Below are 23,299 nucleotides of genomic sequence, written 5' to 3' on the forward strand. Positions count from 1 at the left end.
ACAGGAAAATACAGCACGCACGGTGCCCTCTCGTCCCACGTCTGTCCATTGCCTTTTCTCATTCTCACCATGGTGGAACTTATAGTGTTATCGGCACGTGGGAGAAAATGCTTAATAATCCGACTTAAGAGAAAAACGCGGCACCGAACACTGCCTGACGTCGCCGCTGCACATCACTTAACGACCATCTGCGTCCACTGGGAAATGCGATAAAAGTCGCCATGCGCTGGCCCGCAAACGGGCGCAAATGAACTTTAGTGGTCAAGCTGTGGGCCGATAGCGCCATAGCCAACGGCCAGAGGACATTCGCCGATAAAACAGCACACCACGCACTATCCAGTCAAGGAACATGCCCATCCACACGCCAATGACGCCAAATCCTAGCGTCACCCCCAGAATGTAACCGGCGATAATCCGGCAACCCCACATCCCGGCCAGTGCCACCCACATCGTGTAACTGGCATCCTTCGCCCCTTTTAGGCCGGATGGTAACACCCAAGAGGCGGCCCAAATCGGCATAAACAGTGCATTTATCCAGATGAGGTGTTTAACGACAGTAATGACGCCCGGCTCGTTGGTATACAACGAAGCCAAAAAACCTGCGCTGGGGATCGATAATAGCGCGATAAAACACACCCCAACCGTCGATAACCAGAAGATATGCTTGAGTTGGCGGATCGGTTGCAAGATCTGCCCTTTCCCTAACCGCGTGCCGATAATAATCGTCGAGGTATAGCCCAACGCGTTGCCCGGCAAGTTAATCAGCCCAACAATTGAGAATGCGATGAAATTACCGGCGATCACTTCGGTCCCCATCCCCGCCACAAAACGCTGAGTAATCAGCTTACCAATGCTAAACATCACTGATTCAACACTCGCGGGAATACCAATACTCAACACCTCAAACATAATCGCCGAGGTAAACGGCATAAAATATGCGTTGAACGGGATGCGCAGAGTGTGATTGGCACCAAAAATTAGCATTAGCACCACCACCAACGCGCCGATATAGCGAGAAAGCGTGATACCGATACCGGCACCAATAAAGCCTAAGCCCTGCCAGCTAAATAGGCCGTAAATCAATATGCTACTGATAGCAATATTGAGAATGTTCATCATAATATTGATGACCATGGGTAATCGGGTATTACCGGCTCCGCGCAGTGCACCACAACCCACCAAGGTGATGGCCATTGCGGGATAATTCCAGACGGTCAGATGCAGATAGGTCAGCGCCATCGCCTTAACGGAGGGATCGGCTTGACTGGCCATCAGATTAATAATCGTCTCACCGGTAAAATGCACCAGTAACACCAAAAATAATGAGATGAGCACCAGTAGAGAGATCGATTGACGCGCTGCCGTTTGTGCTTGTTTGCGTTTACGCTGACCAAGACTAAATGACACCACAACCGATGTTCCCAGCGCAACAGAGGCAAAAAAAGCCACAATCAACATATTGAAGCTATCCGCCAGCCCCACCGCCGCCATGGCCTCTTTACCCAACCAACTCACCAGCAGTGTGCTAAACACCCCCATCAGCAGCACACAAAGCCCTTCAATAAACAGTGGGATAGCCAGTGGCGTTATCTCACGCCAAAACAGTACCCGATAGGATTTTCGCTTTTTATACCACGCGCTTGCGTGAAAGATTTTCAACTTAACAGTCCCTGGAATCACGTCCATTTGCATACATCAACGCTTTCCACCACTATGGTGAAACATCCCGATGCGCTGATTTACAATGGTGATTGCCCGCGTTAAATTTTAACGTTTTGTCCGCGGTAAAAAACCCTTGCAGATCTCATAATAGAACATGCGATAAATTTTAGTGAAACATCATTTCACCAAAGTGGTGATGAAATACTTATGCAATGAAACATACATAAATATGCAAAATGTCTTTGACTAGAATAGGGGTTTTGCGATATCAATGTAGGCATTGAAACCTTTGCCAGACAGACCTAATTCATACAGGATTTAATTGATGACAACTATTCTCAAACACCTTCCTATTAATCAGCGTGTTGGTATTGCTTTTTCTGGTGGCCTGGACACCAGCGCAGCACTGTTATGGATGCAGAAAAAGGGTGCAATTCCTTATGCATATACCGCCAATTTGGGTCAGCCTGACGAAGAAGATTACGATGCAATTCCGCGTAAGGCAATGGAGTATGGCGCAGAGAAAGCCCGTCTGGTTGATTGCCGCAAACAACTGGTTGCTGAGGGTATCGCAGCCATTCAATGTGGTGCATTCCATAACACCACCGCCGGTGTAACCTACTTTAACACCACCCCGCTGGGCCGTGCTGTCACCGGTACCATGCTGGTTGCCGCGATGAAAGAAGATGGTGTCAATATCTGGGGTGATGGTAGTACCTATAAAGGTAACGATATCGAGCGTTTCTATCGTTATGGTTTGTTGACCAATGCTGAGTTGAAAATTTACAAACCGTGGCTGGATACTGATTTCATTGATGAATTGGGCGGCCGTCATGAAATGTCCGAGTTTATGATTCAGTCCGGTTTCGACTATAAAATGTCGACGGAGAAAGCCTATTCCACTGACTCCAATATGCTTGGAGCCACTCACGAAGCCAAAGACTTGGAATTCCTTAATTCCAGCGTCAAAATCGTTAACCCGATTATGGGCGTGAAGTTCTGGGATGAAAACGTGGTAGTGAAAGCGGAAGAAGTCTCTATCCGTTTTGAACGTGGGTATCCGGTTGCTCTAAATGGCGTAGTGTTTGACGACAGTGTTGAGCTGATGATGGAAGCCAACCGTATTGGTGGCCGTCATGGTTTGGGGATGAGCGACCAAATTGAGAACCGTATTATCGAAGCCAAGAGCCGTGGCATTTATGAAGCCCCAGGGATGGCGTTGTTGCATATCGCATATGAGCGTCTGCTGACCGGTATTCATAACGAAGATACTATCGAGCAATATCATGCCAATGGCCGGGTGTTGGGCCGTCTGCTGTATCAAGGCCGTTGGTTTGATCCACAAGCATTGATGCTGCGCGATTCTGCACAACGTTGGGTTGCGAGCGAGATTACCGGAGAAGTGACACTGGAACTGCGTCGTGGCAATGACTATTCGATTCTCAATACTGTATCTGACAATCTAACCTACAAACCAGAGCGACTGACCATGGAGAAAGGGGATTCCGTATTCTCACCTGATGATCGTATCGGTCAGTTGACTATGCGTAATCTGGATATCACCGACACCCGTGAGAAGCTGTTTAACTATGTTGAAACCGGTTTATTGTCCTCTTCAGCAACCACTGGGCTGCCACAAGTTGATAATAACAACTTAGGTGCACGCGGTATTCAGAACAAGAGTAAGTAATTATTCTCTTGAACTAAAATTGACAGTGAGTAGCAATCAGACCAAATATCGGCACTAGATCGCGCTTGCGTTACGTTGCTAACAAAGCCCTGCTGGAAAGGCCGCTTACCTGACCAGCACAAAAAACCGCCTACCTGGCGGTTTTTTTGTTTCTATGCCACGCCCCTCAATCAGAGCCATAAATAGTAAAAATATAATATATAATCAATTAGATAGCTGGCGTTCATTCAACTCAGTCGGTTCATGCTTATAGTGAAAAGCAAAGACAAAAACAACCGCCAGTACGACAGTATAAGCAGCAAAAGATAACCAAATACTATTCCAATCTTTTACGCCATCGACCGTAAAGTAATCAACCACATGCCCGCTGCTTATCGCGCCAACATACGCCCCAACGCCGTTTACCATCGTCATAAACAAACCTTGTGCGCTGCCACGGATATTGTGGTCGACTTCTTTTTCGACATAAATCGCCCCTGAAATATTAAAGAAGTCAAAGGCGCAGCCATAGACCACCATGGATAACAGTAATAGAACAATGCAGCTGGCGGACGGGTCACCATAGGCAAACAAGGTGAAACGCAGAGTCCAGGCAATCATACTGATCATCATCACACGCTTAATACCAAAGCGAGATAAAAAGAAGGGAATGGTCAGAATGAAAAAGACTTCGGCAATTTGCGCCATCGATAACAAGAGCGACGGGTACTGCACCACGAGGCTATCCTGATAAAGTGGATTCTTGGCAAAATCGTGCAGGAATGGGCTGCTAAACGTATGGCTAATCTGTAATGAAGCACCCAGTAACATGGCGAATAAGAAGAAAATAGCCATCTTCTTTTGTTTAAACAAAACAAAAGCATCAAGCCCTAAAAGGTTAACCCATGAGCGATCTTTCTTAGCATTAGAGGTGGGGCAACTGGGTAATGAGAGTGCATACATAGCCAATACCAGCGCCGCACCTGAAGCAATATAGAGTTGAATATTGCTCAATTCAAAACCGGATAAACTGATAGCCCACATGGCAAAAATAAAACCCACCGTGCCAAAAACACGTACCGGCGGGAAATCTTTAATCGTATCCAGCCCGGCCTTTTCCAGACAGATATAAGAAATCGTATTCGCTAATGCAATTGTCGGCATATAAACCATCGCATTAAACAGCATCACTAAGAACATGATCTTAGGATCGGAAACATTGGCCGCAATTAGCAGCGCGACAGCACCCAATAGGTGGCAGCAGGTATAGAGAATATTAGCTTTAATCCAGCGGTCGGCAATAATACCGATAATGCTTGGCATTAAAATACAGGCAATTCCCTTCGCACCATAAACTAGCCCCACCTGCGCACCGGTAAAATGGAGGGTATTCATCATATAGGCACCCAAGGTCACCAGCCAGGCACCCCAGATAAAGAACTGGAGGAAGAACATAACTTTAAGCCGTTTTTTTATTATCATTTTTATTCTCCGTGATACAAAGGTGTCGAGGGAATATGATTTGCTTATTGAGTCTGTAGGGTACTTCCCTCTTCAGCGGTATCCCCTACTGCCTGCGAGCCGCAATGACGCCAATAGGGGACTAACCAAAAGGTTGATAGTGTATTTATCGAACGGCTGATGCTTTGCTTTTCAAAAAAGCTTCAATTAGTTTGGTGAAATTAACCGAGGCCAATTTGGCGCATTTTAAGGTTTGTTCGTGAGACAGAACCACATCAGACAAGCCTTCTGCCAGATTGGTAATTGCCGTTAACGCAATCACTTTTAAGCCGCAATGGGCCGCAGACAAAACCTCTGGCACCACCGACATCCCCACCACATCTCCCCCTATGATTTGCATCATGCGGATTTCGGCTGGCGTCTCAAAGCAAGGACCGGGATAGGAGACAAACACCCCTTCGGTCAGAGGGATATCAAGCTGTTGGGCAATCTTGGCCATCTCGGCACGCAAGCCTTTATCATAGGCATTCGCCAGGCTAAAGAAACGTGGGCCAAAACGATCATCATTAGGCCCAACCAGCGGTGTTCCTGGCATGGTGTTGATGTGATCTTTAAGCATCACCACTGAACCCGGTAATACTTCTGGCCGTAATGAGCCGGCGGCGTTAGTACAGAATAAGAACTCGCATCCCATCAGTTTAAAGGTGCGTACCGGATTGGTCATAATGCTCATGCCTTGCCCTTCATAGAAGTGACCACGGCCTTTCATACACATCACAGCGACACCAAACAGCTCACCGAGAACCAATTCACCCGCATGCCCGTGCACCGAGCTGACCGGGAAGCCGGGAATATCGGCATAACTGAGGGTGGTTTCATTGGTAATTTGTGCCACCAAATCGCCTAAGCCTGAACCTAAAATAAACGCCGCCTGAGGCTTAAATCCGGGCTTTATTTTCTGAATATACGCGGCAGCCTGAAAGGGTAATTCACTGAAATCAGCATTACTGTTTGAATTTACTGTCGTCATAATAAAACCCCTTAATTATTTTTTATTTATCAAATAAACGGGTCATCCAATAAACCGGCTAAATAATAAATAGGTAGCGAGATAGATATTCCTCTCCATCATATGCAGGGGGTTATGACACAACCAATACTAAAATCCCGCTTATCCATACTGAAAAGGTAATGGTTCATGGTGCATTTCCACGCAATTATCGTCGATCACAAGAGGGTAATAAGTATGCACATGACAACAGAAATAGTTAAAGCACATCTGCAAATGCTGGGGTTTACCGCCCTGCTAGGAGGTTCTTTTATTGCCAGCACCACCATCAGCAATGCCTTGCCCCCCATGGTTATCACTTGGTTAAGATATGCTATCGCCAGCTTGCTTTTTATGGTGTTACTGGTGAGTCAGAGGTTATTTAAATTACCTAAATTGCGCGATTTAGGCCGCTACACGTTAATTAGTTTGCCGCCATTACTCTATTTTGCTTGCATGATATTTTCACTACAGACCACCAGCGCATTAAATTCGAGTGCGTTATATACCACCGTGCCATTAATGAGCCTGATAATGAGCATGCTGTTACTCAAATCGAAATCGACATGGTCAGTGCTGGTGGCCTTATTAATGGGGATTTTAGGCGCGTTGCTTATTATTTTTAAGGGCGATTTATCTCAGCTTTTACATCTGTCGCTTATGCCGTCTGATTATTTATTCCTGTTCGGCTGCTTAGGAATGGCACTTAATCCCATCGTAGTAAAGAAGTTACATCGTGGCGAACTGGCGTTGGTTCTCACTGGCTGGAGTTTGATCTGTGCCACGCTATTGTTAACCGCAGTCGTCGCCTATCAACTGCCAGAAATCGAATGGCGAAATATTAGCGTTATAACCTGGAGTGGGGTTTTCTATCTTGCAACCTTTGCCACCGCGTTAAGTTTCTTCCTGTTTCAAAAAGCTTGCATTGTGCTCTCTCCGGCCAAAGTATCAGGTTATGTATATCTGATACCGCTGTCGGTTATTGCGACCAATGTGGTGCTAGGGCAGGCAATAAATTGGCAGGAGATCGCCGCTGGGGTCACTTTAGTGGTTATTGCGATGGTCATGTTGGTTAAAGCTAAGTGACAGCGGCATTAAAATAACGCAAGCAACCGTTCCAGCGGCCGCGTCATGCTACCGGGATGATAAACGGCAAACAGATCAGCGGAGAGATTGTCTATCAGCGGGATGAATTTAATATTAGGCCATGGGATTTCCTGCATGCTTTCAGGAACCAGAGCGATGCCAAGATTGCTGTTTACAAAAGCCAGTTGGGTCTGTGGTTCATCAAATTGATAAATAGTCAGCGGCTTACAACCTGCGGCGAGGCAACTATTATATAAATTTTTGGAGTAGCCAGAGTTAGCAAAAGTGAGGAATATCAGGTTCTGGCCGGAGAGTTCTTTCAAAGTGAGCATTTTTTTATCTGCCAGCACGCTCTCATTAGACACCGCAACCGCAACCCGCTGCTTCTCAACGCACTGATAGACCAGCGCCGGGCTTTGCTCTAGGGAAGCACAACGCCAGAAGCCGATATCAAGCTTCTTACTTAATAGCGCTTCATACTGTTTGCTGGGCGGAAACTCATGCAAAGACCACGTGGTGTTAGGGTTAAGCGTTTTAAAAAGTTTGAATTTCTCTAATAATTGGTGCCAAAGCGCCGAACCAATAATGCCTATATTGAGGTGGCTTTGCTCATGGCGGGCAATATAAGACACACGGCTTAATGAGTTTTCTATATTCTCAAAGACTTCTTTCATCTCAGCCTGCATCATCTCACCCGCCAGAGTTAATACCACATTACGGCTGTCCCGGATAAATAAAGGGAAACCCAAAGCATCTTCCAACTCTTTAATTTGCAGGCTTAACGGTGGTTGCGAGATATGAAGGCGTTCAGCGGCTTTTCCAAAGTGCAGTTCTTCTGATACGGCTAAGAAATAGCGGATCATTTTCAAATTGATACGACCGGAAAAAAGAAGCTTCTGCATGCCACTATCCAATTATGTTAATGCGTAACCTAACTTATCTTTTGATAATAACACTATCTGATTATTCAACGACTAAAAACCACCCGAACAATTCAAAACCATTCGAGTTGCAGGTAGATGTAGCCAATCCCCTGCAACGTCAAGGATAAAGGGAACACCCCCTGTAATTTCAAGGACTAAGGCCCCCCAAAGTCATTGTGATTACAGGTAGGCAGCAAGAGAATGAACCCCGATGAGCTTACTCATGTAAGTGATTCGGGTGACAAATCGGTCAGGAACCGATTTGAACGCCGCTTGCGGCGGCCTCAACGAGACGAGGCCCAAGGATGGGCCGAGTAATGAACGTAGCTAACACCCCCTGTAATTTCAAGGACTAAGGCCCCCAAAGTCATTGTGATTACAGGTAGGCAGCAAGAGAATGAACCCCGATGAGCTTACTCATGTAAGTGATTCGGGTGAATGAACGTAGCTAACGCCCCTGTATTTTCAAGGACGAAGGGGGGTGGGTAATTCAATATTACTTTCAGCCAACAACCCCATATTATTATACATGGCACAGGCGGCATCCACTAAATGCATGGCAATTGCGGCGCCACTGCCCTCACCTAGCCGCATGCCCATTTGCAAGTATGGCTCGAGTTGCAGATGGCTTAGCGCAATGACCGCACCTTTTTCTGCTGATAGATGAGAGGGGATCAAATAGTCACGGACTCCCGGTGCGATACGGCAAGCCGCTAACGCAGAAGCATATGAGAGGAAACCATCCAACACCACTGGTAACCCCGCCGCCGCCGCACCAAGCATCACGCCGGTCATACCTACCAAATCAAAACCACCCACTTTCGCCAACACATCAATACCATCATTGGCATCTGGATGATTGGTTTCGATAGCACGGCGCACTACCGCCACTTTATGATGTAACTGCGCGCTAGGAAAATTCGCCCCAATCCCTACCACCAATTCAGGATCGCTGTCAGTAAACACGCTGACCATCGCCGCTGCTGGCGTAGTATTCGCCATACCCAACTCACCAACGCCAAACACTTTCACGCCTTCAGCCGCCTGCCGTAATGTCAGCAGTGCACTGGCACAAAGTAAATCCTCTGCCTGCTGGCGAGTCATTGCCGCTTCACGGGCGATATTGCCACTGCCACGCGCCACTTTCATATCCACCACACCGGGTAGTGTCTCGCTATCAATACCCACATCGACAATTTTTACTTCAACACCGGCATTAGCCGCTAGCACGCAAACACCTGTTACCCCCTTCACCATGTTCAACGCCTGAACCAGCGTGACCACTCGAGGTGAAATAGCCACGCCTTCATCGTAGACGCCATGATCTGCTGCCATCACAATAATTTGTTTGCGCTCAACCTGATGCCCGTATAACCCCCGCATTCCAGCCAGTTGAACCGCCAGTTGTTCCAGGCGACCTAAGCTACCTGGTGGTTTCAGTAAACCATCCAACCGCACCTGTGCTCGGGCCATCGCCTTGCTATCCAGCGGCGCAATCGTGCGCAGAATCGATGAAAGTGTTTGCATGTACTTAACCTCGTATTGCAGGCTGCCAAACAGCCCGACTGTTAAACGCACGCAGCGTGACAAATCCATCGTGGATCTCTAATACGCTGTATGCCCCCTGATCAAAATGAAAATGCCACATAGCCGCCGCTGGCATGGCCAGCAAACGAGCCAACATCAGGCTTAATACCCCCTGATGAGCAACCAGTAGCCGATTGTTATCACTACTTTGTGGTGAAGTACCCGACGCTAACAGCAGTGGCTGGATAACTTTTTCAACCCGGGCAGAGAACTGAGGGAATGACTCTCCTCCGGTGGGACTTGCCTGTTGCCAATCGGCCACCCATTGTGCCCATGCATCCGGGTCTTCCCGCTGTAAATCATGATGATGGCGCATTTCCCAGTCACCAAAATTCATTTCATTTAGTTGCCCGTCGCTATCGGCACTCACCCGGTGCCCGGCGAGTATGATGTCAGCGGTATGGCGGGCGCGCAGCAACTGGCTGCTGACGCCCTGACTAAAATCCACATCCGCTAACCAATCGGCCACCCATCCGGCCTGCTCCACGCCCTGTGGCGTTAGCGCCAAATCAGTCAGGCCGCAAAAAACGCCACGCAAATTGGCCTCGGTTTGCCCGTGGCGTACCAGAAAAAGTCGCATAGAATGACTCAATATTGAGATTATTCAGGAAATAACGCTGTTATTGCAAAACAGCTACAACAGCGCCAGCAAAAACACCAACTCACCTATTTCGGCAGCCGCGCCCAACGTATCACCGGTTTGACCGCCTAAACGGCTACGCAGATAGGTTGCCAACAGCAGCACTACCGCCATGGTAATCACCAGTGCCAACAGCGCAGTCCCTTTCCCCAGTAACAGGGTAAGTATTGCGCCACCCACTAATGTGACGGCAGTTTGCCGGCCGGTAACTTTACCGATGTAAATATTGCCCAAGCCATTGCCTGCGCGGGCATAACGCTGGCGGTACATCAACAACACAATCACCGTACGCCCCGCCACTGAAGCTGCCATTAGTATTGCCAGCATCGGTACATCGCGCAGTGCCAGCTCACTCACCACCAGCACTTTCGCCACCACGATAAAAATCAAGGCTAAACCGCCGTTAGTCCCAAGGCGGCTATCACGCATGATCTCCAACATCTGCTCGCGTTTACGAGCGGAAAACACGCCATCGCAGGTATCTGCCAAACCATCAAGGTGGAAAGCGCCAGTGACCAGCGCCAGTGCCAGCACATAACCCAGTGCCGCTAACGGAATGCCACACCAAGGTACCAGTAGGGTAAAGACCAGCGCGCCGATGATACCGACAATCAGCCCGATCAGCGGGAAACCGATAATGCCGCGTTCGTACTGATCCATCGCCAACCCTTGCGTCCAGCGCTCTGGCACCGGAATCCGGGTCATAAACTGCAAGGTGGCGAGAAATAGACGCAGGCTCATTTAATTTTTACCTCAATCCCGGAAACCACCAGAAACACTTGGTCAGCGGCAGCAGCCAGGCGCTGATTGACCCGACCGGCGATATCGCGAAAATGTCGCGCTAAACGATTTTCAGGCACAATGCCCATCCCCAGTTCATTCGTCACCAAATAAATCGGTGCTGAACTTCGGGCACAGGCGGCCAGCAGATCGGTAATTTGTTGCTGAATCCCCACTTCAAGTAACGTGAAATCCATCTGCTCCGGCGGCGTATCACCGGCCTGTTCAAACAGCAGATTAGTGATAAGGGTGGTAATACACTCCAACATCACCGCTTCGCCGGGTTCCACTTGCTGATCCAACACTGCTCCCAGATCCCGATAACCTTCCCAGGTACGCCAGTGTGCCGGGCGACTGGCGCGATGTAACTCAACCCGCGCGGCCATTTCCACATCTGTTACCACTGAGGTGGCAATGTAAAACACCCGCTCAGCCGCCTGTGCCGCCAACCGTTCAGCCAGCGAACTTTTGCCGCTGCGCGCACCTCCGGTAATCAAAATCACTGCGCGCACTCCTGTCGATGTGTTTTCATTATTTTATAAATACTTTCAATATCAATATTTTGTCGCATATGTGCTGCCAGAATATCAAACTGTTGCTGCTTATGTTCGGCGTAATTCACCGTCACACCGTCAAACGCCGCCAGCCCTTTACGTTGGCGCAAATTGTCCAGCAGTGGGCGAGTGAAGTTGTGGCTGTCAAACAGGCCATGAATATAGCTGCCCAGCACACTGCCATCGGCGTTCACCGCCCCTTCCAACCATTGCTCCACTTGCCCGTTACGCAATGTCAATTGTGCGAAAGGCTTGGCGGCCGTTCCAAGCAGGGATGCACCCATATGAATTTCATAGCCTTCCAGTTGCTGCTCGCCGCAGCTTTCCAGCATCCCCGGCAGGCCCATCAGACAATAGCCACTGACCCGCGTGGTCACTTTGTCCTGTGCAAACTGCGTTTCCACATCCAGCAAACCCAGGCCCGCCATCTGTTCCAGACCAGATTCCACACCATCAATAATACGTTTTCCCAACATCTGATAACCGCCACAGATACCCAGCACCGGTACCTGATGTTGATGTTGTGCCAATAACGCGGCGGCCAGCCCACTGTGATGCAACCACTGTAAATCGCCCAAGGTATTTTTGCTGCCAGGCAGAATAATCAGATCCGGTTGCCCCAAGGCTGAAGGCTGCGAAACATAGCGCAGGCGCACATCTGGCTGAGCCGCCAACGCATTAAAATCGGTAAAGTTAGCAATGTGTGGCAAGTGAATGACGGCAATATCCAGCGCTTTTTCCACCGCATCCTGATATTTGCCATTTTGTAATGCCACACCATCTTCATCTTCCAAATCAATATCTAGCCACGGCATTACCCCTAATACCGGCACATCCGTCAGCGCTTCAATCTGTTCCAACCCAGGTTTAAGCAGCGCAATGTCACCCCGAAACTTATTGATTATCACCCCTTTGACCCGCGCTTTTTCATGCGGATGCAACAGGGCCAAGGTGCCATAAATAGCCGCAAACACCCCACCGCGATCGATATCAGCCACCAATATCACCGGTGCATCGGCCATTGCCGCCATCCCCATATTGACGATATCGCGGTCACGCAGGTTAATTTCTGCCGGGCTACCCGCCCCTTCCAGCACCATGACGTCATATTCACGGGCTAAACTTTGGTAGACCTCGCTGATTTGTTGCTGCAATTGCGGCTTATATTGATGATATTCCACCGCATCCATATTGCAGGCAACTTTGCCCATCAGTACCACCTGCGCCTTACGGTCACTGGTGGGTTTGAGTAGTACCGGATTCATGCGCACATCAGGGGTGATGCCTGCGGCTTCTGCCTGAAAAATCTGTGCCCGCCCCATCTCCTCACCCTGTGGCGTAATACCTGAGTTGAGCGCCATATTCTGCGATTTAAACGGAGCACAACGATAGCCATCCTGCATAAAAATACGGCATAGCCCAGCCACCAATACGCTCTTACCTACATCAGATGCGGTACCTTGCACCATCACCGATAAACTCATTGCGCCTCCTCGGTTTCACGCTGACGCATCAACGCGAAAAGTTGTTCTTCCGTTTTGCATAACGGTAACCCTAGCTCGCAGTGCATTTTGACCAACCATGGCTGGATAAGCCCGGCAGCGCGCAGTTTATCCTGTTGCAGAAACACCTCGGTCGTTTCACCGGCCATCATTAAGCGACCATGAGATAAGACATACAGATAGTCACAAACCTTGTAGACCAAATCGATATCATGGCTGGAGAGAATAACCCGTTTCCCTTCTGCCACAATGCGTTCAATGATGGTAATCATGTGTTGACGCCCGGCCGGATCCAGCCCTGCGGTCGGCTCATCGAGTAACAGATACTCTGCTTCCATCACCAGTGCACCGGCAATTGCCACCCGCTTTTTCTGACCGTGACTAAGGTGCTGAATAGATTTATGGCGAAAACCCTGCGCATCAACCAGTGTCAGCGCCCGATCCACTCGCGCGGCGATCACCGTTTCCTCCACGCCGAGATTACGCAGGCTGAACGCGATATCACTGTCGATATCGGTATAAAAAATCTGCTGTTCCGGGTCTTGGAATACCGTTGTCACCCGTTGGCGTAGCTCTCGCAGGCTGGCCTTTTTATAACTCAGCGGCTCTCCTTGCCACAGCACAGTCCCGTGTTGGGGTTGCAAAATACCGGTCAGATTCATAAATAAGGTGGATTTGCCACAGCCATTGGCGCCCAAGACACCAGTGACCGCGTGCTGACTGAAATCCAGCGTCAGATCGTGCAATACCTGCTCATCCTGATAGCTGAAACCTAACTGTCTGGTGGCTAACATCAAATCCTGCCTTACAGGTGGAAATCACCCTGATAAAGTTTCATATCCAGCGAGATAACCATCTGTTGATAGCGAATCATCACGCGGGTAAATAGCATACTCACCAACATAGCCAGCGAATGGTAGCCAGTACGCAATGAGATATAACCAAACCGTAGGGACTGCGCATGATGGATAGCAGCAGCCTCTTCAGCCAAAATAAAAATAAAGCGCCAGGTCAGCAAAATTTGCTCAGTCAGCAAACGGGGGGCATGGCAGCGTTTAAGTATCTGAATAAGCTGTGGGAATGGCGTATTCAGCACAAACCAGAAAGTCGCGGCCAATGCAGCCAGGCTACGCCACAAGGTCTGATTGGCAGTGGTTAGACCGACTTTATCGATACCGAACCACCAATTACCGATTTGTATACTCCACCACATACTCTCCGGTTGACGAGAAAGGGATAACACAATGGTCACCAGCCCCACCAACAGGAATGACAGCGGAATAGCCAGCCAGCGCAGATAACGGCGCGGGCCAACGCGTAACAAGTAGCAGGTCAGCGCGGCGATAAATATCAGCAATAACGCCTGATAGAGCGGCGGGCTGAGCATCGCCAGCAACAGGAAAACGCCATACAGCACCAGTTTCCCTATTGGGTCAACCTGCCGCCAGCGGCTTTGATAACTTAGTTTATCAATCCCCAGCATGCTCACCGCGTTTCCCCCGGTAGTAACCCAAGATATAGAAAATCACCGCTGCGCCAATGGAACCTTGCAGCGTGAACAACAGACTCTCAATTTCACCACTGGCAGGTTCATATAATGGCTGGAACCAGGGCTCATAGTGCGGTGCCGTTTGCTGGATCAGCGCTTCAGCCTCTCCATCCGAGCCACCGTATTCGCCGCCGTGATTAATAAAAAACGGCATAATAACCAGTGCAATCACCATTGCCAGCAGGATCAGGGTCTTTTTCATGTTAGTGGCTCTCCGCGTGAATTAAGCGCCGTTTGGTCAATTGGTCGTAAATCATGACCGTCAATAACCCTTCAGCAATCGCAATCGGGATCTGGGTAATACAGAACACCCCCATAAACTTGATAACTGAACCGCTGATACCAAATTGTGGATCGGGGAACGCCAAGCCAAGTTGTACTGAGGTGACAAAATAAGTGGTTAAATCCGCTAACATGGCACAGAGGAAAACCCCAACATCGCGGCGTAATCCCGCTTTACAGGCCAATTTCCACACCAAATAACCCACTACCGGCCCGATCACCGCCATCGACATACCGTTAGCACCGAGCGTTGTCAGCCCGCCGTGTGCCAGCAATAGCGCCTGGAACAGCAGTACAATCGCCCCCAGCACCGCCACCACCACCGGCCCAAACAAGATGACAGCCAGCCCTACCCCTGTAGGGTGTGAGCAACTGCCGGTCACCGACGGAATTTTCAGTGCTGAGAGCACGAAAATAAACGCGCCACACAGCGCCAATAACACTTTCTGATTGCTGTCTTCAGCCACAATCTGCTTTAAGCGCACCAACCCCATAAACAGACATGGCAGAAACAATACCCACCAAGCCAGCGCCCACATCGGCGGCAGAAAACCTTCCATAATGTGCATGGCAAAAACGTCATTCGGTGCCAGCGTGAGCAAGATTGCCATTGCCACTCCGCTATAAGACAGTTTCTTTAACTCTTTTTCCATTTCCATTAGTTGCTCCAATCACTTTGGGGAGTAATTTAAAATTAATTAACCCTCTATTTAACTAACCTGTTATCCATTAACTCGTTGCTGCTTATTCACTAAAATGGTCGAGAAATAGGGCAATGTCTGGTCAGCGGCGATGCTATCAAGCTGACGCCAGCACACTTCGCCAGGCAATGAGGCTTCCGACATCAACAGCGCATGTGGGAACAGCTCCAACCGTGCCAGCAGCGCTTGGATCCGAGCAAAACGGCCATAGACTTTCATTAGCACCACACAGTCGTGATCCCGCAGTGCGCGCTCCAATTCGGCCTCCGGCGCGGTACAGGACATGATGGCCAGTGACTGCTGCTCCATCGCCAGCGGTAGCGCCGCACGCGAGGCAATGGCGGCAAATGAGGTTACGCCCGGTACGATTTCCAACCAATCAGGCCGCCCGATGCGTTCCAATAAAAACACCCACGTGCTGAATAACATGGCATCGCCGAGGGTGATAAATCCCACCTGACGGCCATTGGCCACTTCAGATTGCAACTGTTGTGCCACCTCATCCCATACCGCTTGCTTCTCACTATCATCAGCGCTCATAGGGAAATGACAGGTGCGGATTTCGGTATGTGGTGAAAGGTATTCGCGCACGATAGAGAGCGCCAGACTGTCGCCACCTTTGCGCCCGGCAGGCGCATACAGCACATCGAGTTTGGCTATCAGCCGTGCTGCGCGTACAGTAATTAAATCACTAGCACCTGGGCCAACACCCAATGCATAAAGTCTGCCGCTCATTACGCTGCCTCCTGCTGTTTTTGTTGTAAGGCTTGGTCCAGATGTTCGACAAACATTTGACGTATCAATGGGTTCTCACCCAATCCTTGTAACCAGGAGTAAGCACAGATACCGGCGGCCTCCAGTTGCGATTGCCATGAGTCCGGCTCATCAGAGGCCATATCGTTGATGGCATGATCACCGGCCACCAACATCAGCGGCATTAAGTGCACTTTACGCACCCCCTGCTGTTGCAGCCGGGTAATGATATGGCTGATTTCTGGATAACTCTCTACCGCGCCCACCAATGCCGGGAAATGCAGCGAGGTCATCAGATGATCCAGACAGGCATAGGCTGAAAAGGCATAATGGCTGGCACCGTGGCCCATAAAGACCACCCGCTCATCAGCGGCCAACACCGGCATTTGAGCCTGTAACGCCACCAGCAGTTGTTGGTAATCGGCAAAACTGCTTAACAACGGCGTACCCAATACCAGACGATGGAAACAGTCGCTAAAGGTGCGCACTTCATTGGCAATTTTTTCGTATTCATCGCCGTTTATCACATGCAGCGATTGGATGGCGACATCCTGATAGCCCTGTTCAACCAGGTGTTTTAGCGCCTCCCGTGGGTTGTTGATCAGCAAACCATCGCGTTTGCGCAATTTGCGGATGATCATCTCCGAGGTAAACGCGCGAAAAACATCACGATCGCTGTAAGCTGCCGCCAGTTGCTGCTCGCAAGCATCAATATTCTTTTGGCGGGTTTGTTCATAACTGGTGCCGAAACTGATCACCAACAGTGCTTTTTTCATTTTATTGCCCTCGTTGTTGCTGCCAGTGGATCAGATGTTGGCTAAATTCATCTAATGACGTCACTTGCTGACCGATACCGCCCAATACCACGCTGGCGGGGCGACACACCACAATGCAGGGGATATTCAGTGCCAGACAGGGGGCAACTTTTTCCTGATATCCCCCCTGGGCACCGGACTCTTTAGTGATAACCACATCCGGCTGGCAAAACTCATACAGTGCCTGATTGAAAGACGCGCTGAATGGCCCGCGCAGCGCAATAATGTGGTCAACCCCCAGCCCCAGCGCCTCACATTGGTTCAGCACTTGCGCCGTGGGCAGCACCCGAACCAGTAAGGTTTTACCCACCAGCCCACGTTGATATTCAGCCAACTGCTTGCTGCCAGTCGTGAGTAACACCCGCGGCCCCAGCCGTTTGGCCACCTCACAGGCCGCAGCAACGCTATCGACCTTGTGCAGCAGAGGGTGGCTCAGAACATCAATTTCACTTGGCCGTTGGTAACGGGTCAGCGTGACATTTGACTGTTCGCAGGCCGCCACCACATTGTCACTGAGCATGCAGGCATAAGGATGCGAGGCATCAACCACCCACTGGACCTGTCTGGTCGCCAAAAAATCAGCCATCTGCCCTGCATCCATCCGCCCAACCATGACCTCACCGCCAATATCTCCCGCCAGTTGTTTACCGGCATCAGTGGCAACCGACAGGCTATAGCGTTGCTCTGCGGCATCCAGCAATTGGCAAATCAGCCGCGCATCACTGGTACCGCCAAAGACATGAATCGGTGGATAAGGGTGATGGCTCATCACAATGAATAGCCCCGTGGCGTGATCATCAACCCATCACGGCAATAGGTCGCCTGATTACCGACGATCACCAGACTGGTCATATCCACCGGTTCGAAATCCATCTCACCCAGCGTAGTGATCCATTTCTCCTGTTTTTTACGCCCGGCGGCTTTCACTACCCCGACTGGCGTTTCAGGCCGCTTCCACGGCTGCATTAACTCAAACGCGCGGGCCAGATGCCCTTCACGGCCACGGCTGCGGGGGTTATAGAAACAGATAACAAAATCAGCCTGCGCTGCTGCGACAATGCGTTTTTCGATCACCGCCCACGGCGTCATCAAATCACTCAGGCTGATATGACAAAAATCATGCATTAGCGGCGCACCGAGTAACGAGGCAGCAGCAATACTGGCGGTGATCCCCGCCACCAACCGCACCTCCAACTCCAATTTTTGTTGCGTTACCAGCTCCAGCACCAAGCCCGCCATACCATAGATCCCGGCATCACCACTGCTGATAAGCGCCACGTTATGGCCCGCCAGCGCCAGATCAATGGCGGTTTGGCAGCGCTCTATCTCTTTACACATGCCGGTTTTGATCACCTGCTTATCCCCGGTCAAGGGTTTCACCAGATGGGTATAGGTTTTATAACCGACGATAATTTCCGCCTCGCGGATTGCGGCGATAGCTTCCTGCGTCATCATCGATTCACTGCCCGGCCCGATGCCAATTACGGTTAACATTAATGCGATACTCCCAGAGTGATGGTGACACCCTGCTGACGCAGAGTATTGCCAACCAATTTACCGTCGCTCATCAGCCAGGCGACCGGTTGTGAAACGCTGCCGACACCCACCGTTTGGCGGACAAAATCAGAAGCAGGGAAACGTTGCTCATGGCGACTCAGTTCGCCGACACTGAACAGTTCGAACGGTACTCGCCAGCACTGAGCCAATTGATGTAGCGCGGGTTCATCTTTTTTGATAGTGACACTGCCAATAGCCCGCAGCGCCATGAGGTCAAAGTGATTCTCGGCCATTTGCTGTTGTAACAATTCAACCAAGGTTTGCAGCGAGGTGGCCCGGCGGCAACCGATACCCGCGACCACCCGGCGTGGCACCAGTTTGTACACCGGTAACGGTAATGGAGGCAGGCTGTCGCGCAACGTGACACAAACTATCGCATCCAGTTTTGGCAATTGATCCAGCGAATCAACCGCTACAAAACCACGAGTGTCACAGCGTTCACGCTCAGCCAGCAGAGGCGTATCCCACCACAAACCCACTTTTTGTTCGCTGACCAACATTTGATTGACCACTTTGACGGCGTGACGAAAATCCTGCATTTCGCCGTCCAGTTGGGTCGCCAGCGTATCCAATGCCGCCATCTGGTTAACGTCGGTTGCCGTGGTTATCACCGGATCGGCCCCGAGAATGCCCGCCAAATAACGGGTTAAGGTATTGCCGCCCCCCACGTGACCAGACAACAGACTAATGACATGTTGCCCACGCTCATCAATCACCACCACCGCCGGATCACTCATTTTGTCATTCACCAACGGGGCGATAACCCGCACTGTCAGGCCGATAGCCCCGACCACCACCAGTGCCGAATACTGTTTAAATGCCTCACGGAGGGTGTCGCCAAAACTGCCATTGAACGGCAGAAAACCCGGTTCCAACAGTTTTTCACTGGTAAAGCAGGTCAGCGGCAAGTGGGTCTGCAAACGCCGCGCCAACCGCACCCCGCCCGGAGTCAGGCAAAATACCGCTATGGATTCAGGCTTGACGATATTCATGGCTAAACCCCGCATCATAGAGTTTGGAATAGTGGTATTCATCGCCGAGGAACGCCCCCACCAAAATCAGTGCAGTTTTATGAATAGCAGCGGCGCGAACCAATTCGGCGATATCAGCCAGCGTACCGCGCACAGTGCGGCTTTCAGCCCATGTCGCTTTGTACACCACCGCAACAGGAGTCGTCGCTGGGTATCCGCCAGCAATCAAACGTTCAGCTACGCGGTCCATCTCTTGCACTGACAAGAAAATCGCCATCGACGTTTGGTGCGCGGCAAACGCCTCCAGTTGCTCCAGCGGCGGCATCGGGGTTCGCCCTTCGATTCGGGTAATAATCAAGCTCTGCGCCACTTCCGGTACGGTGTATTCCACCCCCAGTTGCGCTGCTGCGCCAAGAAAAGCACTGACACCCGGTACCGACACAAAACCAATACCGTGCTCACTCAGCACTTCCCCCTGCTCACGGATCGAACCATACAAAGAGAGGTCACCGGTTTGTAACCGCACGACTAACTTGCCAGCCCGCACACCATCAACCATCAGTGTGATGATCTGTTCCAAATTCAAACCCGCGCTATCGTGGCATTGTGCCTCGGGCGAACAATATTCCAGCAGTTCGGTATTGATCAGCGAGCCGGCGTAGATAACCACCTCTGCTTGCTGTAACAACCGGTAGCCTTTCAGGGTGATCAACTCTTTGTCGCCCGGCCCTGCACCGACAAACCAGATTTTTTGTGTATCCCAGGGTTGTAGTACCGCTGTTGATGCAGCATCAGGATGCTCAGACATTGCGCGCCTCCTTGTGGCAGGAAATAAGATAAGTAGGATTATTAGGTTTAAAATAGTGCCCGCTGCCCAAAGGGGTCAGGGTGGAGAGTTGCAACTGCACGCAATCTAACTGGCTGACAGCGCAGTGCTGTAAGTGAGCCAACGCGTCATTAAGGTTGTTGAGCAAAATAAAGGTCAGTACCAAACGGCCATCGGGCTTTAGCGTCATCAGCGCCCAATCAATCAGATCGGTTAAATGGCCGCCGCTGCCACCAATAAAAATGGCATCGGCTGCGGCCGTATTAGGCAAGGGGGCAACGCCTGCAATAATCGCCACATTGTGGCAACCCAGCCGCTGGCGGTTTTCGCTAATCAGTTCCAGTGCCGCTGGATTGCGCTCAATCGCGGTGACCTGCAAATCGGGGAAGCGCAGTGCCGCCTCCAACGCCACACTGCCCGTCCCGGCGCCCACATCAATCAGGTGGCCATAACAAGGCAACTCCAGCCGTTCCAGTGCCAATGCACGCACCGCTTCTTTGGTCATCGGGACTTTTTGCCCACGTAAGAACAGATCATCTCTCATTGAGGATCACCACCACATTCATGTCATAACGCGCCGCTACCTGTTGTTGCGACAGACGGTGAATACGTTCATTGGGTTGTGACAGGTTTTCACCGATAATCAAGGTGCGGGACAGACCACGCTGATGTAATGCATCGGCGATGGCACGCGGGCCGATAATGCTGTCAGTCACCATCGCCACCTTGTCATGCTGGAAAATCCAGTCAAAATCGGGTACCCGCCCGTGGCTGCTGGTAAGAAAAAGGTCATTCATATCCAGCGCCACTTTGGCACACAGATATTGAATAGCGCTGATGCCGGGCACGATATGTAGCTCGTCAGTGCCGAAGTTCGCCGCCAGCAGTTTGCCAATGCCATACAGCAGAGGATCACCGGAAGCCAGTACCACAATGGCGCGAGTTTTGTTGCTATCCAGCCACTCCAGTAACCCCAGCAGATCCGCATCTAACAAGCGGGACTCACGAACATTGCTGCTAAATGTTGCCAGATGGCGCTTCCCGCCCACCAATACCTCAGCCTGGCTGATAGCCCACTGGGCTTCAGGGGTCAGATAGTCGATATCACCTGGGCCGATGCCAACAACTGTAATCATCGCAATGCCTCCACAATCTCATCCAGAGGCCGACTGCTGCCTAACACCTGATTATCGAAAGAGAATAAAATCGCATCGCACTGCGGCGGATTAACGGAGAAACGCATCATTTCAGCAATTCGCTCACAGATACGTTCGGCAATACGGCTGTAGACCGCCTGCCACCCCTGCTCAGCAATCAATTCCATCGCCGCTTCAGTGGTATTGCACTGATTCACTTCAAGCAGTAGCGCATGCGGCGCCCCCATCAGCGCCAGATGGGCAACCAATGTTTCCATACGCCCATCCGCGATATGGCTGTGGGTATGGAAGATACCGGCGGCCACTTTCACTAATTTGCCGGGATGCCCTACCAGCAGCACCTGACGAAAGCCCAGTCGCACGGTTTCCTGCAACATATAACCGACGAAATTACTCATGGTCACCACCCGCTGGCTGTCGAGGCCCAGATGGTCGCGAACAAAGCGCTCGCCATGATTGCCCGGTACCAGAATGACGCGATCTTCACCCGCCGCGCGCTTCATCTCCAATTCCAATGCCAGCGAGCGTTTCCAGCTCTCTTCCGACATCGGTGTCACAATGCCGGTAGTGCCGATGATGGAAATGCCACCGAGGATCCCCAACCGCCCGTTGTAGGTTTTTTTCGCCCGCTCTTGCCCTTCGGGAGCAAAGATCTCTATTTCAGCACCGCGTAACGGGCCGATGACCTCGCGCACTGCTGCCTCGATGGTCTGGCGTGGCGTACGATTAATGGCTGAGCTGCCGACGGGGAGGCCAATACCTTTACGGCTCACTGTCCCGACCCCTTCGCCACCACGCAGAGTAATTTCCGTCTGTTCACGCAGCGTGACGCGAGCAAAAATCAGCATGCCGTGGGTAGCATCAACATCATCACCACCATCTTTGCGGATGGCCGCCGTAGCTTGCTGGCCCTCAATGAGGGGTTGTTCTACATTCAGGCATAACGTGACACCGGAAGGCGTCACAATTGAAATCTGGTCAATCACTTGCTGGCGCAACACCATTAGCGCCGCCACTTTAGCCGCCGCCGTCGCACAAGAACCGGTGGTGTAACCTTTGCGATATTGTTTGCCGTTATGCCAAATGCTGTCTAATTGCTGGTTTTGCAGCATCTGACTGTCATTGACAGTAGCCTCACTCATAGCGCCCCCCGCAACTGATAGAGGATGGCATTGATGATGGCTGCTGCCACATTGCTGCCCCCTTTGCGCCCAAGTGCTGCAATGCATGGCAGGTCACTGGCAACCAAGGCATCTTTGGATTCAGCCGCCCCGACAAACCCCACCGGTACACCAATGACCGCGATCGGTGTGGCGTGGCGTTCCAACAAGCGGAATAACGCAGTCGGGGCATTACCAAAGACAAACAGCTTTTCTCCTGACTCTGCCAGAGCAACATCCACTGCGGCCATCGAGCGAGTAATACCCTGTAGCGGCGCACTCTCCACCACCCGTGGGTCACTGATGTAGCAACGGCATTCGCATCCCATCTGCTTTAACAGCACTTTGTTGATACCGGACATCGCCATCGTAGTATCGGTATAAAGGGTGCAACCCCGGCGGATACCCTCGGCAATATGGGTTAGTACCTGCGGTGAGAAATGCAGAATATCCAGCCAATCAAAATCCGCCGTGGTATGGATAACCCGCTTGATCACCGCTTCTTGCATCTCACTGACAAAGCGAAAGTCCGGGTGCTCATCGGCAATAATGTCACCGATGATGGCAAAACTGTTTTGCTCTATTTCCTGCGGGTTCTTTATATAGTTCATCAGGT

25 protein-coding genes are annotated in these 23,299 nt (G+C 50.8%); 2 read left to right on the forward strand and 23 right to left on the reverse strand.

Features of this window, described 5'->3' with window-relative positions:
* Positions 1–261 precede the first annotated feature (261 nt).
* On the reverse strand, positions 262–1,659 hold the full coding sequence (locus V1955_RS14000; protein WP_420073299.1) for an EmmdR/YeeO family multidrug/toxin efflux MATE transporter: 1,398 nt from the start codon (positions 1,657–1,659) through the stop codon (positions 262–264).
* A 328-nt stretch (positions 1,660–1,987) separates the two neighbouring features.
* Between V1955_RS14000 and argG the strand changes: the two genes are divergently transcribed.
* Positions 1,988–3,352, forward strand: a complete 1,365-nt coding sequence (gene argG, locus V1955_RS14005) for an argininosuccinate synthase (protein ID WP_083159250.1) — start codon at positions 1,988–1,990, stop codon at positions 3,350–3,352.
* Positions 3,353–3,556: 204 nt separating this feature from the next.
* On the opposite strand, the gene V1955_RS14010 is transcribed toward argG, so the two are convergent.
* Entirely contained in the window at positions 3,557–4,813 is a 1,257-nt protein-coding gene (locus V1955_RS14010; RefSeq protein WP_442821060.1) for a nucleoside permease, read from the reverse strand.
* 145 nt (positions 4,814–4,958) lie between these two features.
* Positions 4,959–5,822 carry a xanthosine phosphorylase gene (xapA, locus tag V1955_RS14015; protein ID WP_083159252.1) on the reverse strand — a complete coding sequence of 288 codons (864 nt, stop codon included), beginning with the start codon at positions 5,820–5,822 and terminating at the stop codon, positions 4,959–4,961.
* 255 nt (positions 5,823–6,077) lie between these two features.
* Here xapA and V1955_RS14020 point away from each other — a divergent pair, with 255 nt between their 5' ends.
* The gene (locus V1955_RS14020; protein ID WP_442821445.1) at positions 6,078–6,926 is read left to right on the forward strand and encodes a DMT family transporter; all 849 of its coding nucleotides are present in this window, start codon (positions 6,078–6,080) and stop codon (positions 6,924–6,926) included.
* An 8-nt stretch (positions 6,927–6,934) separates the two neighbouring features.
* On the opposite strand, the gene V1955_RS14025 is transcribed toward V1955_RS14020, so the two are convergent.
* From V1955_RS14025 to V1955_RS14120, 20 genes are all read right to left on the reverse strand, one after another.
* The gene (locus V1955_RS14025; RefSeq protein WP_083159253.1) at positions 6,935–7,828 is read right to left on the reverse strand and encodes a LysR family transcriptional regulator; all 894 of its coding nucleotides are present in this window, start codon (positions 7,826–7,828) and stop codon (positions 6,935–6,937) included.
* 486 nt (positions 7,829–8,314) lie between these two features.
* Positions 8,315–9,376: a nicotinate-nucleotide--dimethylbenzimidazole phosphoribosyltransferase gene (gene cobT, locus V1955_RS14030; protein ID WP_372568937.1), complete on the reverse strand. Its 1,062-nt coding sequence runs from the start codon at positions 9,374–9,376 to the stop codon at positions 8,315–8,317.
* Positions 9,377–9,380: 4 nt separating this feature from the next.
* Positions 9,381–10,016, reverse strand: coding sequence for an adenosylcobalamin/alpha-ribazole phosphatase (locus V1955_RS14035; RefSeq protein ID WP_083159255.1), 636 nt, complete (start codon positions 10,014–10,016; stop codon positions 9,381–9,383).
* A gap of 54 nt (positions 10,017–10,070) precedes the next feature.
* Positions 10,071–10,817, reverse strand: coding sequence for an adenosylcobinamide-GDP ribazoletransferase (cobS, locus tag V1955_RS14040; RefSeq protein ID WP_442821061.1), 747 nt, complete (start codon positions 10,815–10,817; stop codon positions 10,071–10,073).
* The gene (gene cobU / locus V1955_RS14045) at positions 10,814–11,359 is read right to left on the reverse strand and encodes a bifunctional adenosylcobinamide kinase/adenosylcobinamide-phosphate guanylyltransferase (protein WP_032906402.1); all 546 of its coding nucleotides are present in this window, start codon (positions 11,357–11,359) and stop codon (positions 10,814–10,816) included. The genes cobS and cobU overlap by 4 nt, the downstream gene beginning before the upstream one ends.
* Positions 11,356–12,894, reverse strand: coding sequence for a cobyric acid synthase (locus V1955_RS14050; RefSeq protein WP_372568936.1), 1,539 nt, complete (start codon positions 12,892–12,894; stop codon positions 11,356–11,358). Before V1955_RS14050 ends, cobU begins: the two co-directional genes overlap by 4 nt.
* Positions 12,891–13,706: an ATP-binding cassette domain-containing protein gene (locus V1955_RS14055; protein WP_083159258.1), complete on the reverse strand. Its 816-nt coding sequence runs from the start codon at positions 13,704–13,706 to the stop codon at positions 12,891–12,893. The genes V1955_RS14050 and V1955_RS14055 overlap by 4 nt, the downstream gene beginning before the upstream one ends.
* 11 nt (positions 13,707–13,717) lie before the next feature.
* Positions 13,718–14,395, reverse strand: a complete 678-nt coding sequence (locus tag V1955_RS14060; RefSeq protein WP_032906397.1) for an energy-coupling factor ABC transporter transmembrane protein — start codon at positions 14,393–14,395, stop codon at positions 13,718–13,720.
* Positions 14,382–14,663, reverse strand: a complete 282-nt coding sequence (locus V1955_RS14065) for an energy-coupling factor ABC transporter substrate-binding protein (protein ID WP_005185363.1) — start codon at positions 14,661–14,663, stop codon at positions 14,382–14,384. The genes V1955_RS14060 and V1955_RS14065 overlap by 14 nt, the downstream gene beginning before the upstream one ends.
* A 1-nt stretch (position 14,664) precedes the next feature.
* Positions 14,665–15,402, reverse strand: coding sequence for a cobalt ECF transporter S component CbiM (gene cbiM, locus V1955_RS14070; RefSeq protein WP_005185360.1), 738 nt, complete (start codon positions 15,400–15,402; stop codon positions 14,665–14,667).
* 63 nt (positions 15,403–15,465) lie between these two features.
* Positions 15,466–16,179 carry a cobalt-factor II C(20)-methyltransferase gene (locus V1955_RS14075; RefSeq protein ID WP_442821062.1) on the reverse strand — a complete coding sequence of 238 codons (714 nt, stop codon included), beginning with the start codon at positions 16,177–16,179 and terminating at the stop codon, positions 15,466–15,468.
* A complete protein-coding gene (cbiK, locus tag V1955_RS14080; RefSeq protein WP_442821063.1) occupies positions 16,179–16,973 on the reverse strand; it encodes a sirohydrochlorin cobaltochelatase in 795 nt (264 codons plus the stop codon). The genes V1955_RS14075 and cbiK overlap by 1 nt, the downstream gene beginning before the upstream one ends.
* Position 16,974: 1 nt before the next feature.
* Positions 16,975–17,781: a cobalt-precorrin-6A reductase gene (locus V1955_RS14085; protein ID WP_442821064.1), complete on the reverse strand. Its 807-nt coding sequence runs from the start codon at positions 17,779–17,781 to the stop codon at positions 16,975–16,977.
* Positions 17,781–18,506 (reverse strand): precorrin-3B C(17)-methyltransferase, encoded by a 726-nt coding sequence (locus V1955_RS14090; RefSeq protein ID WP_050084476.1) that lies wholly within the window; start codon positions 18,504–18,506, stop codon positions 17,781–17,783. The genes V1955_RS14085 and V1955_RS14090 overlap by 1 nt, the downstream gene beginning before the upstream one ends.
* Positions 18,506–19,561 (reverse strand): cobalt-precorrin 5A hydrolase, encoded by a 1,056-nt coding sequence (cbiG, locus tag V1955_RS14095; protein WP_372568934.1) that lies wholly within the window; start codon positions 19,559–19,561, stop codon positions 18,506–18,508. Before cbiG ends, V1955_RS14090 begins: the two co-directional genes overlap by 1 nt.
* A complete protein-coding gene (locus V1955_RS14100) occupies positions 19,542–20,348 on the reverse strand; it encodes a cobalt-precorrin-4 methyltransferase (RefSeq protein WP_372568933.1) in 807 nt (268 codons plus the stop codon). Before V1955_RS14100 ends, cbiG begins: the two co-directional genes overlap by 20 nt.
* The gene (locus V1955_RS14105; protein WP_083159262.1) at positions 20,341–20,910 is read right to left on the reverse strand and encodes a decarboxylating cobalt-precorrin-6B (C(15))-methyltransferase; all 570 of its coding nucleotides are present in this window, start codon (positions 20,908–20,910) and stop codon (positions 20,341–20,343) included. Before V1955_RS14105 ends, V1955_RS14100 begins: the two co-directional genes overlap by 8 nt.
* The gene (locus tag V1955_RS14110; protein WP_083159263.1) at positions 20,900–21,502 is read right to left on the reverse strand and encodes a cobalt-precorrin-7 (C(5))-methyltransferase; all 603 of its coding nucleotides are present in this window, start codon (positions 21,500–21,502) and stop codon (positions 20,900–20,902) included. The genes V1955_RS14105 and V1955_RS14110 overlap by 11 nt, the downstream gene beginning before the upstream one ends.
* Positions 21,499–22,665, reverse strand: coding sequence for a cobalt-precorrin-5B (C(1))-methyltransferase CbiD (gene cbiD, locus V1955_RS14115; protein ID WP_083159264.1), 1,167 nt, complete (start codon positions 22,663–22,665; stop codon positions 21,499–21,501). Before cbiD ends, V1955_RS14110 begins: the two co-directional genes overlap by 4 nt.
* Positions 22,662–23,294, reverse strand: a complete 633-nt coding sequence (locus V1955_RS14120; RefSeq protein WP_083159265.1) for a cobalt-precorrin-8 methylmutase — start codon at positions 23,292–23,294, stop codon at positions 22,662–22,664. The genes cbiD and V1955_RS14120 overlap by 4 nt, the downstream gene beginning before the upstream one ends.
* Positions 23,295–23,299 lie beyond the last annotated feature (5 nt).

Origin of the sequence: Yersinia sp. 2545 StPb PI, from assembly GCF_052217125.1 — a bacterium.
Classification (GTDB): domain Bacteria; phylum Pseudomonadota; class Gammaproteobacteria; order Enterobacterales; family Enterobacteriaceae; genus Yersinia; species Yersinia enterocolitica_E.

Coding starts and splice junctions, on each gene's coding strand:
- cobT (WP_372568937.1), bottom strand. CDS start 9,376: ATGCAAACACTTTCATCGATTCTGCGCACGATTGCGCCGCTGGATAGC.
- V1955_RS14085 (WP_442821064.1), bottom strand. CDS start 17,781: ATGAGCCATCACCCTTATCCACCGATTCATGTCTTTGGCGGTACCAGT.
- V1955_RS14105 (WP_083159262.1), bottom strand. CDS start 20,910: ATGAGAGATGATCTGTTCTTACGTGGGCAAAAAGTCCCGATGACCAAA.
- V1955_RS14050 (WP_372568936.1), bottom strand. CDS start 12,894: ATGAGTTTATCGGTGATGGTGCAAGGTACCGCATCTGATGTAGGTAAG.
- V1955_RS14075 (WP_442821062.1), bottom strand. CDS start 16,179: ATGAGCGGCAGACTTTATGCATTGGGTGTTGGCCCAGGTGCTAGTGAT.
- V1955_RS14060 (WP_032906397.1), bottom strand. CDS start 14,395: ATGCTGGGGATTGATAAACTAAGTTATCAAAGCCGCTGGCGGCAGGTT.
- cobS (WP_442821061.1), bottom strand. CDS start 10,817: ATGAGCCTGCGTCTATTTCTCGCCACCTTGCAGTTTATGACCCGGATT.
- V1955_RS14025 (WP_083159253.1), bottom strand. CDS start 7,828: ATGCAGAAGCTTCTTTTTTCCGGTCGTATCAATTTGAAAATGATCCGC.
- V1955_RS14065 (WP_005185363.1), bottom strand. CDS start 14,663: ATGAAAAAGACCCTGATCCTGCTGGCAATGGTGATTGCACTGGTTATT.
- V1955_RS14100 (WP_372568933.1), bottom strand. CDS start 20,348: ATGTCTGAGCATCCTGATGCTGCATCAACAGCGGTACTACAACCCTGG.
- V1955_RS14120 (WP_083159265.1), bottom strand. CDS start 23,294: ATGAACTATATAAAGAACCCGCAGGAAATAGAGCAAAACAGTTTTGCC.
- V1955_RS14110 (WP_083159263.1), bottom strand. CDS start 21,502: ATGATTACAGTTGTTGGCATCGGCCCAGGTGATATCGACTATCTGACC.
- V1955_RS14090 (WP_050084476.1), bottom strand. CDS start 18,506: ATGTTAACCGTAATTGGCATCGGGCCGGGCAGTGAATCGATGATGACG.
- cbiM (WP_005185360.1), bottom strand. CDS start 15,402: ATGGAAATGGAAAAAGAGTTAAAGAAACTGTCTTATAGCGGAGTGGCA.
- V1955_RS14020 (WP_442821445.1), top strand. CDS start 6,078: ATGCTGGGGTTTACCGCCCTGCTAGGAGGTTCTTTTATTGCCAGCACC.
- V1955_RS14010 (WP_442821060.1), bottom strand. CDS start 4,813: ATGATAATAAAAAAACGGCTTAAAGTTATGTTCTTCCTCCAGTTCTTT.
- argG (WP_083159250.1), top strand. CDS start 1,988: ATGACAACTATTCTCAAACACCTTCCTATTAATCAGCGTGTTGGTATT.
- V1955_RS14055 (WP_083159258.1), bottom strand. CDS start 13,706: ATGTTAGCCACCAGACAGTTAGGTTTCAGCTATCAGGATGAGCAGGTA.
- V1955_RS14035 (WP_083159255.1), bottom strand. CDS start 10,016: ATGCGACTTTTTCTGGTACGCCACGGGCAAACCGAGGCCAATTTGCGT.
- cbiG (WP_372568934.1), bottom strand. CDS start 19,561: ATGAATATCGTCAAGCCTGAATCCATAGCGGTATTTTGCCTGACTCCG.
- cbiD (WP_083159264.1), bottom strand. CDS start 22,665: ATGAGTGAGGCTACTGTCAATGACAGTCAGATGCTGCAAAACCAGCAA.
- cbiK (WP_442821063.1), bottom strand. CDS start 16,973: ATGAAAAAAGCACTGTTGGTGATCAGTTTCGGCACCAGTTATGAACAA.
- xapA (WP_083159252.1), bottom strand. CDS start 5,822: ATGACGACAGTAAATTCAAACAGTAATGCTGATTTCAGTGAATTACCC.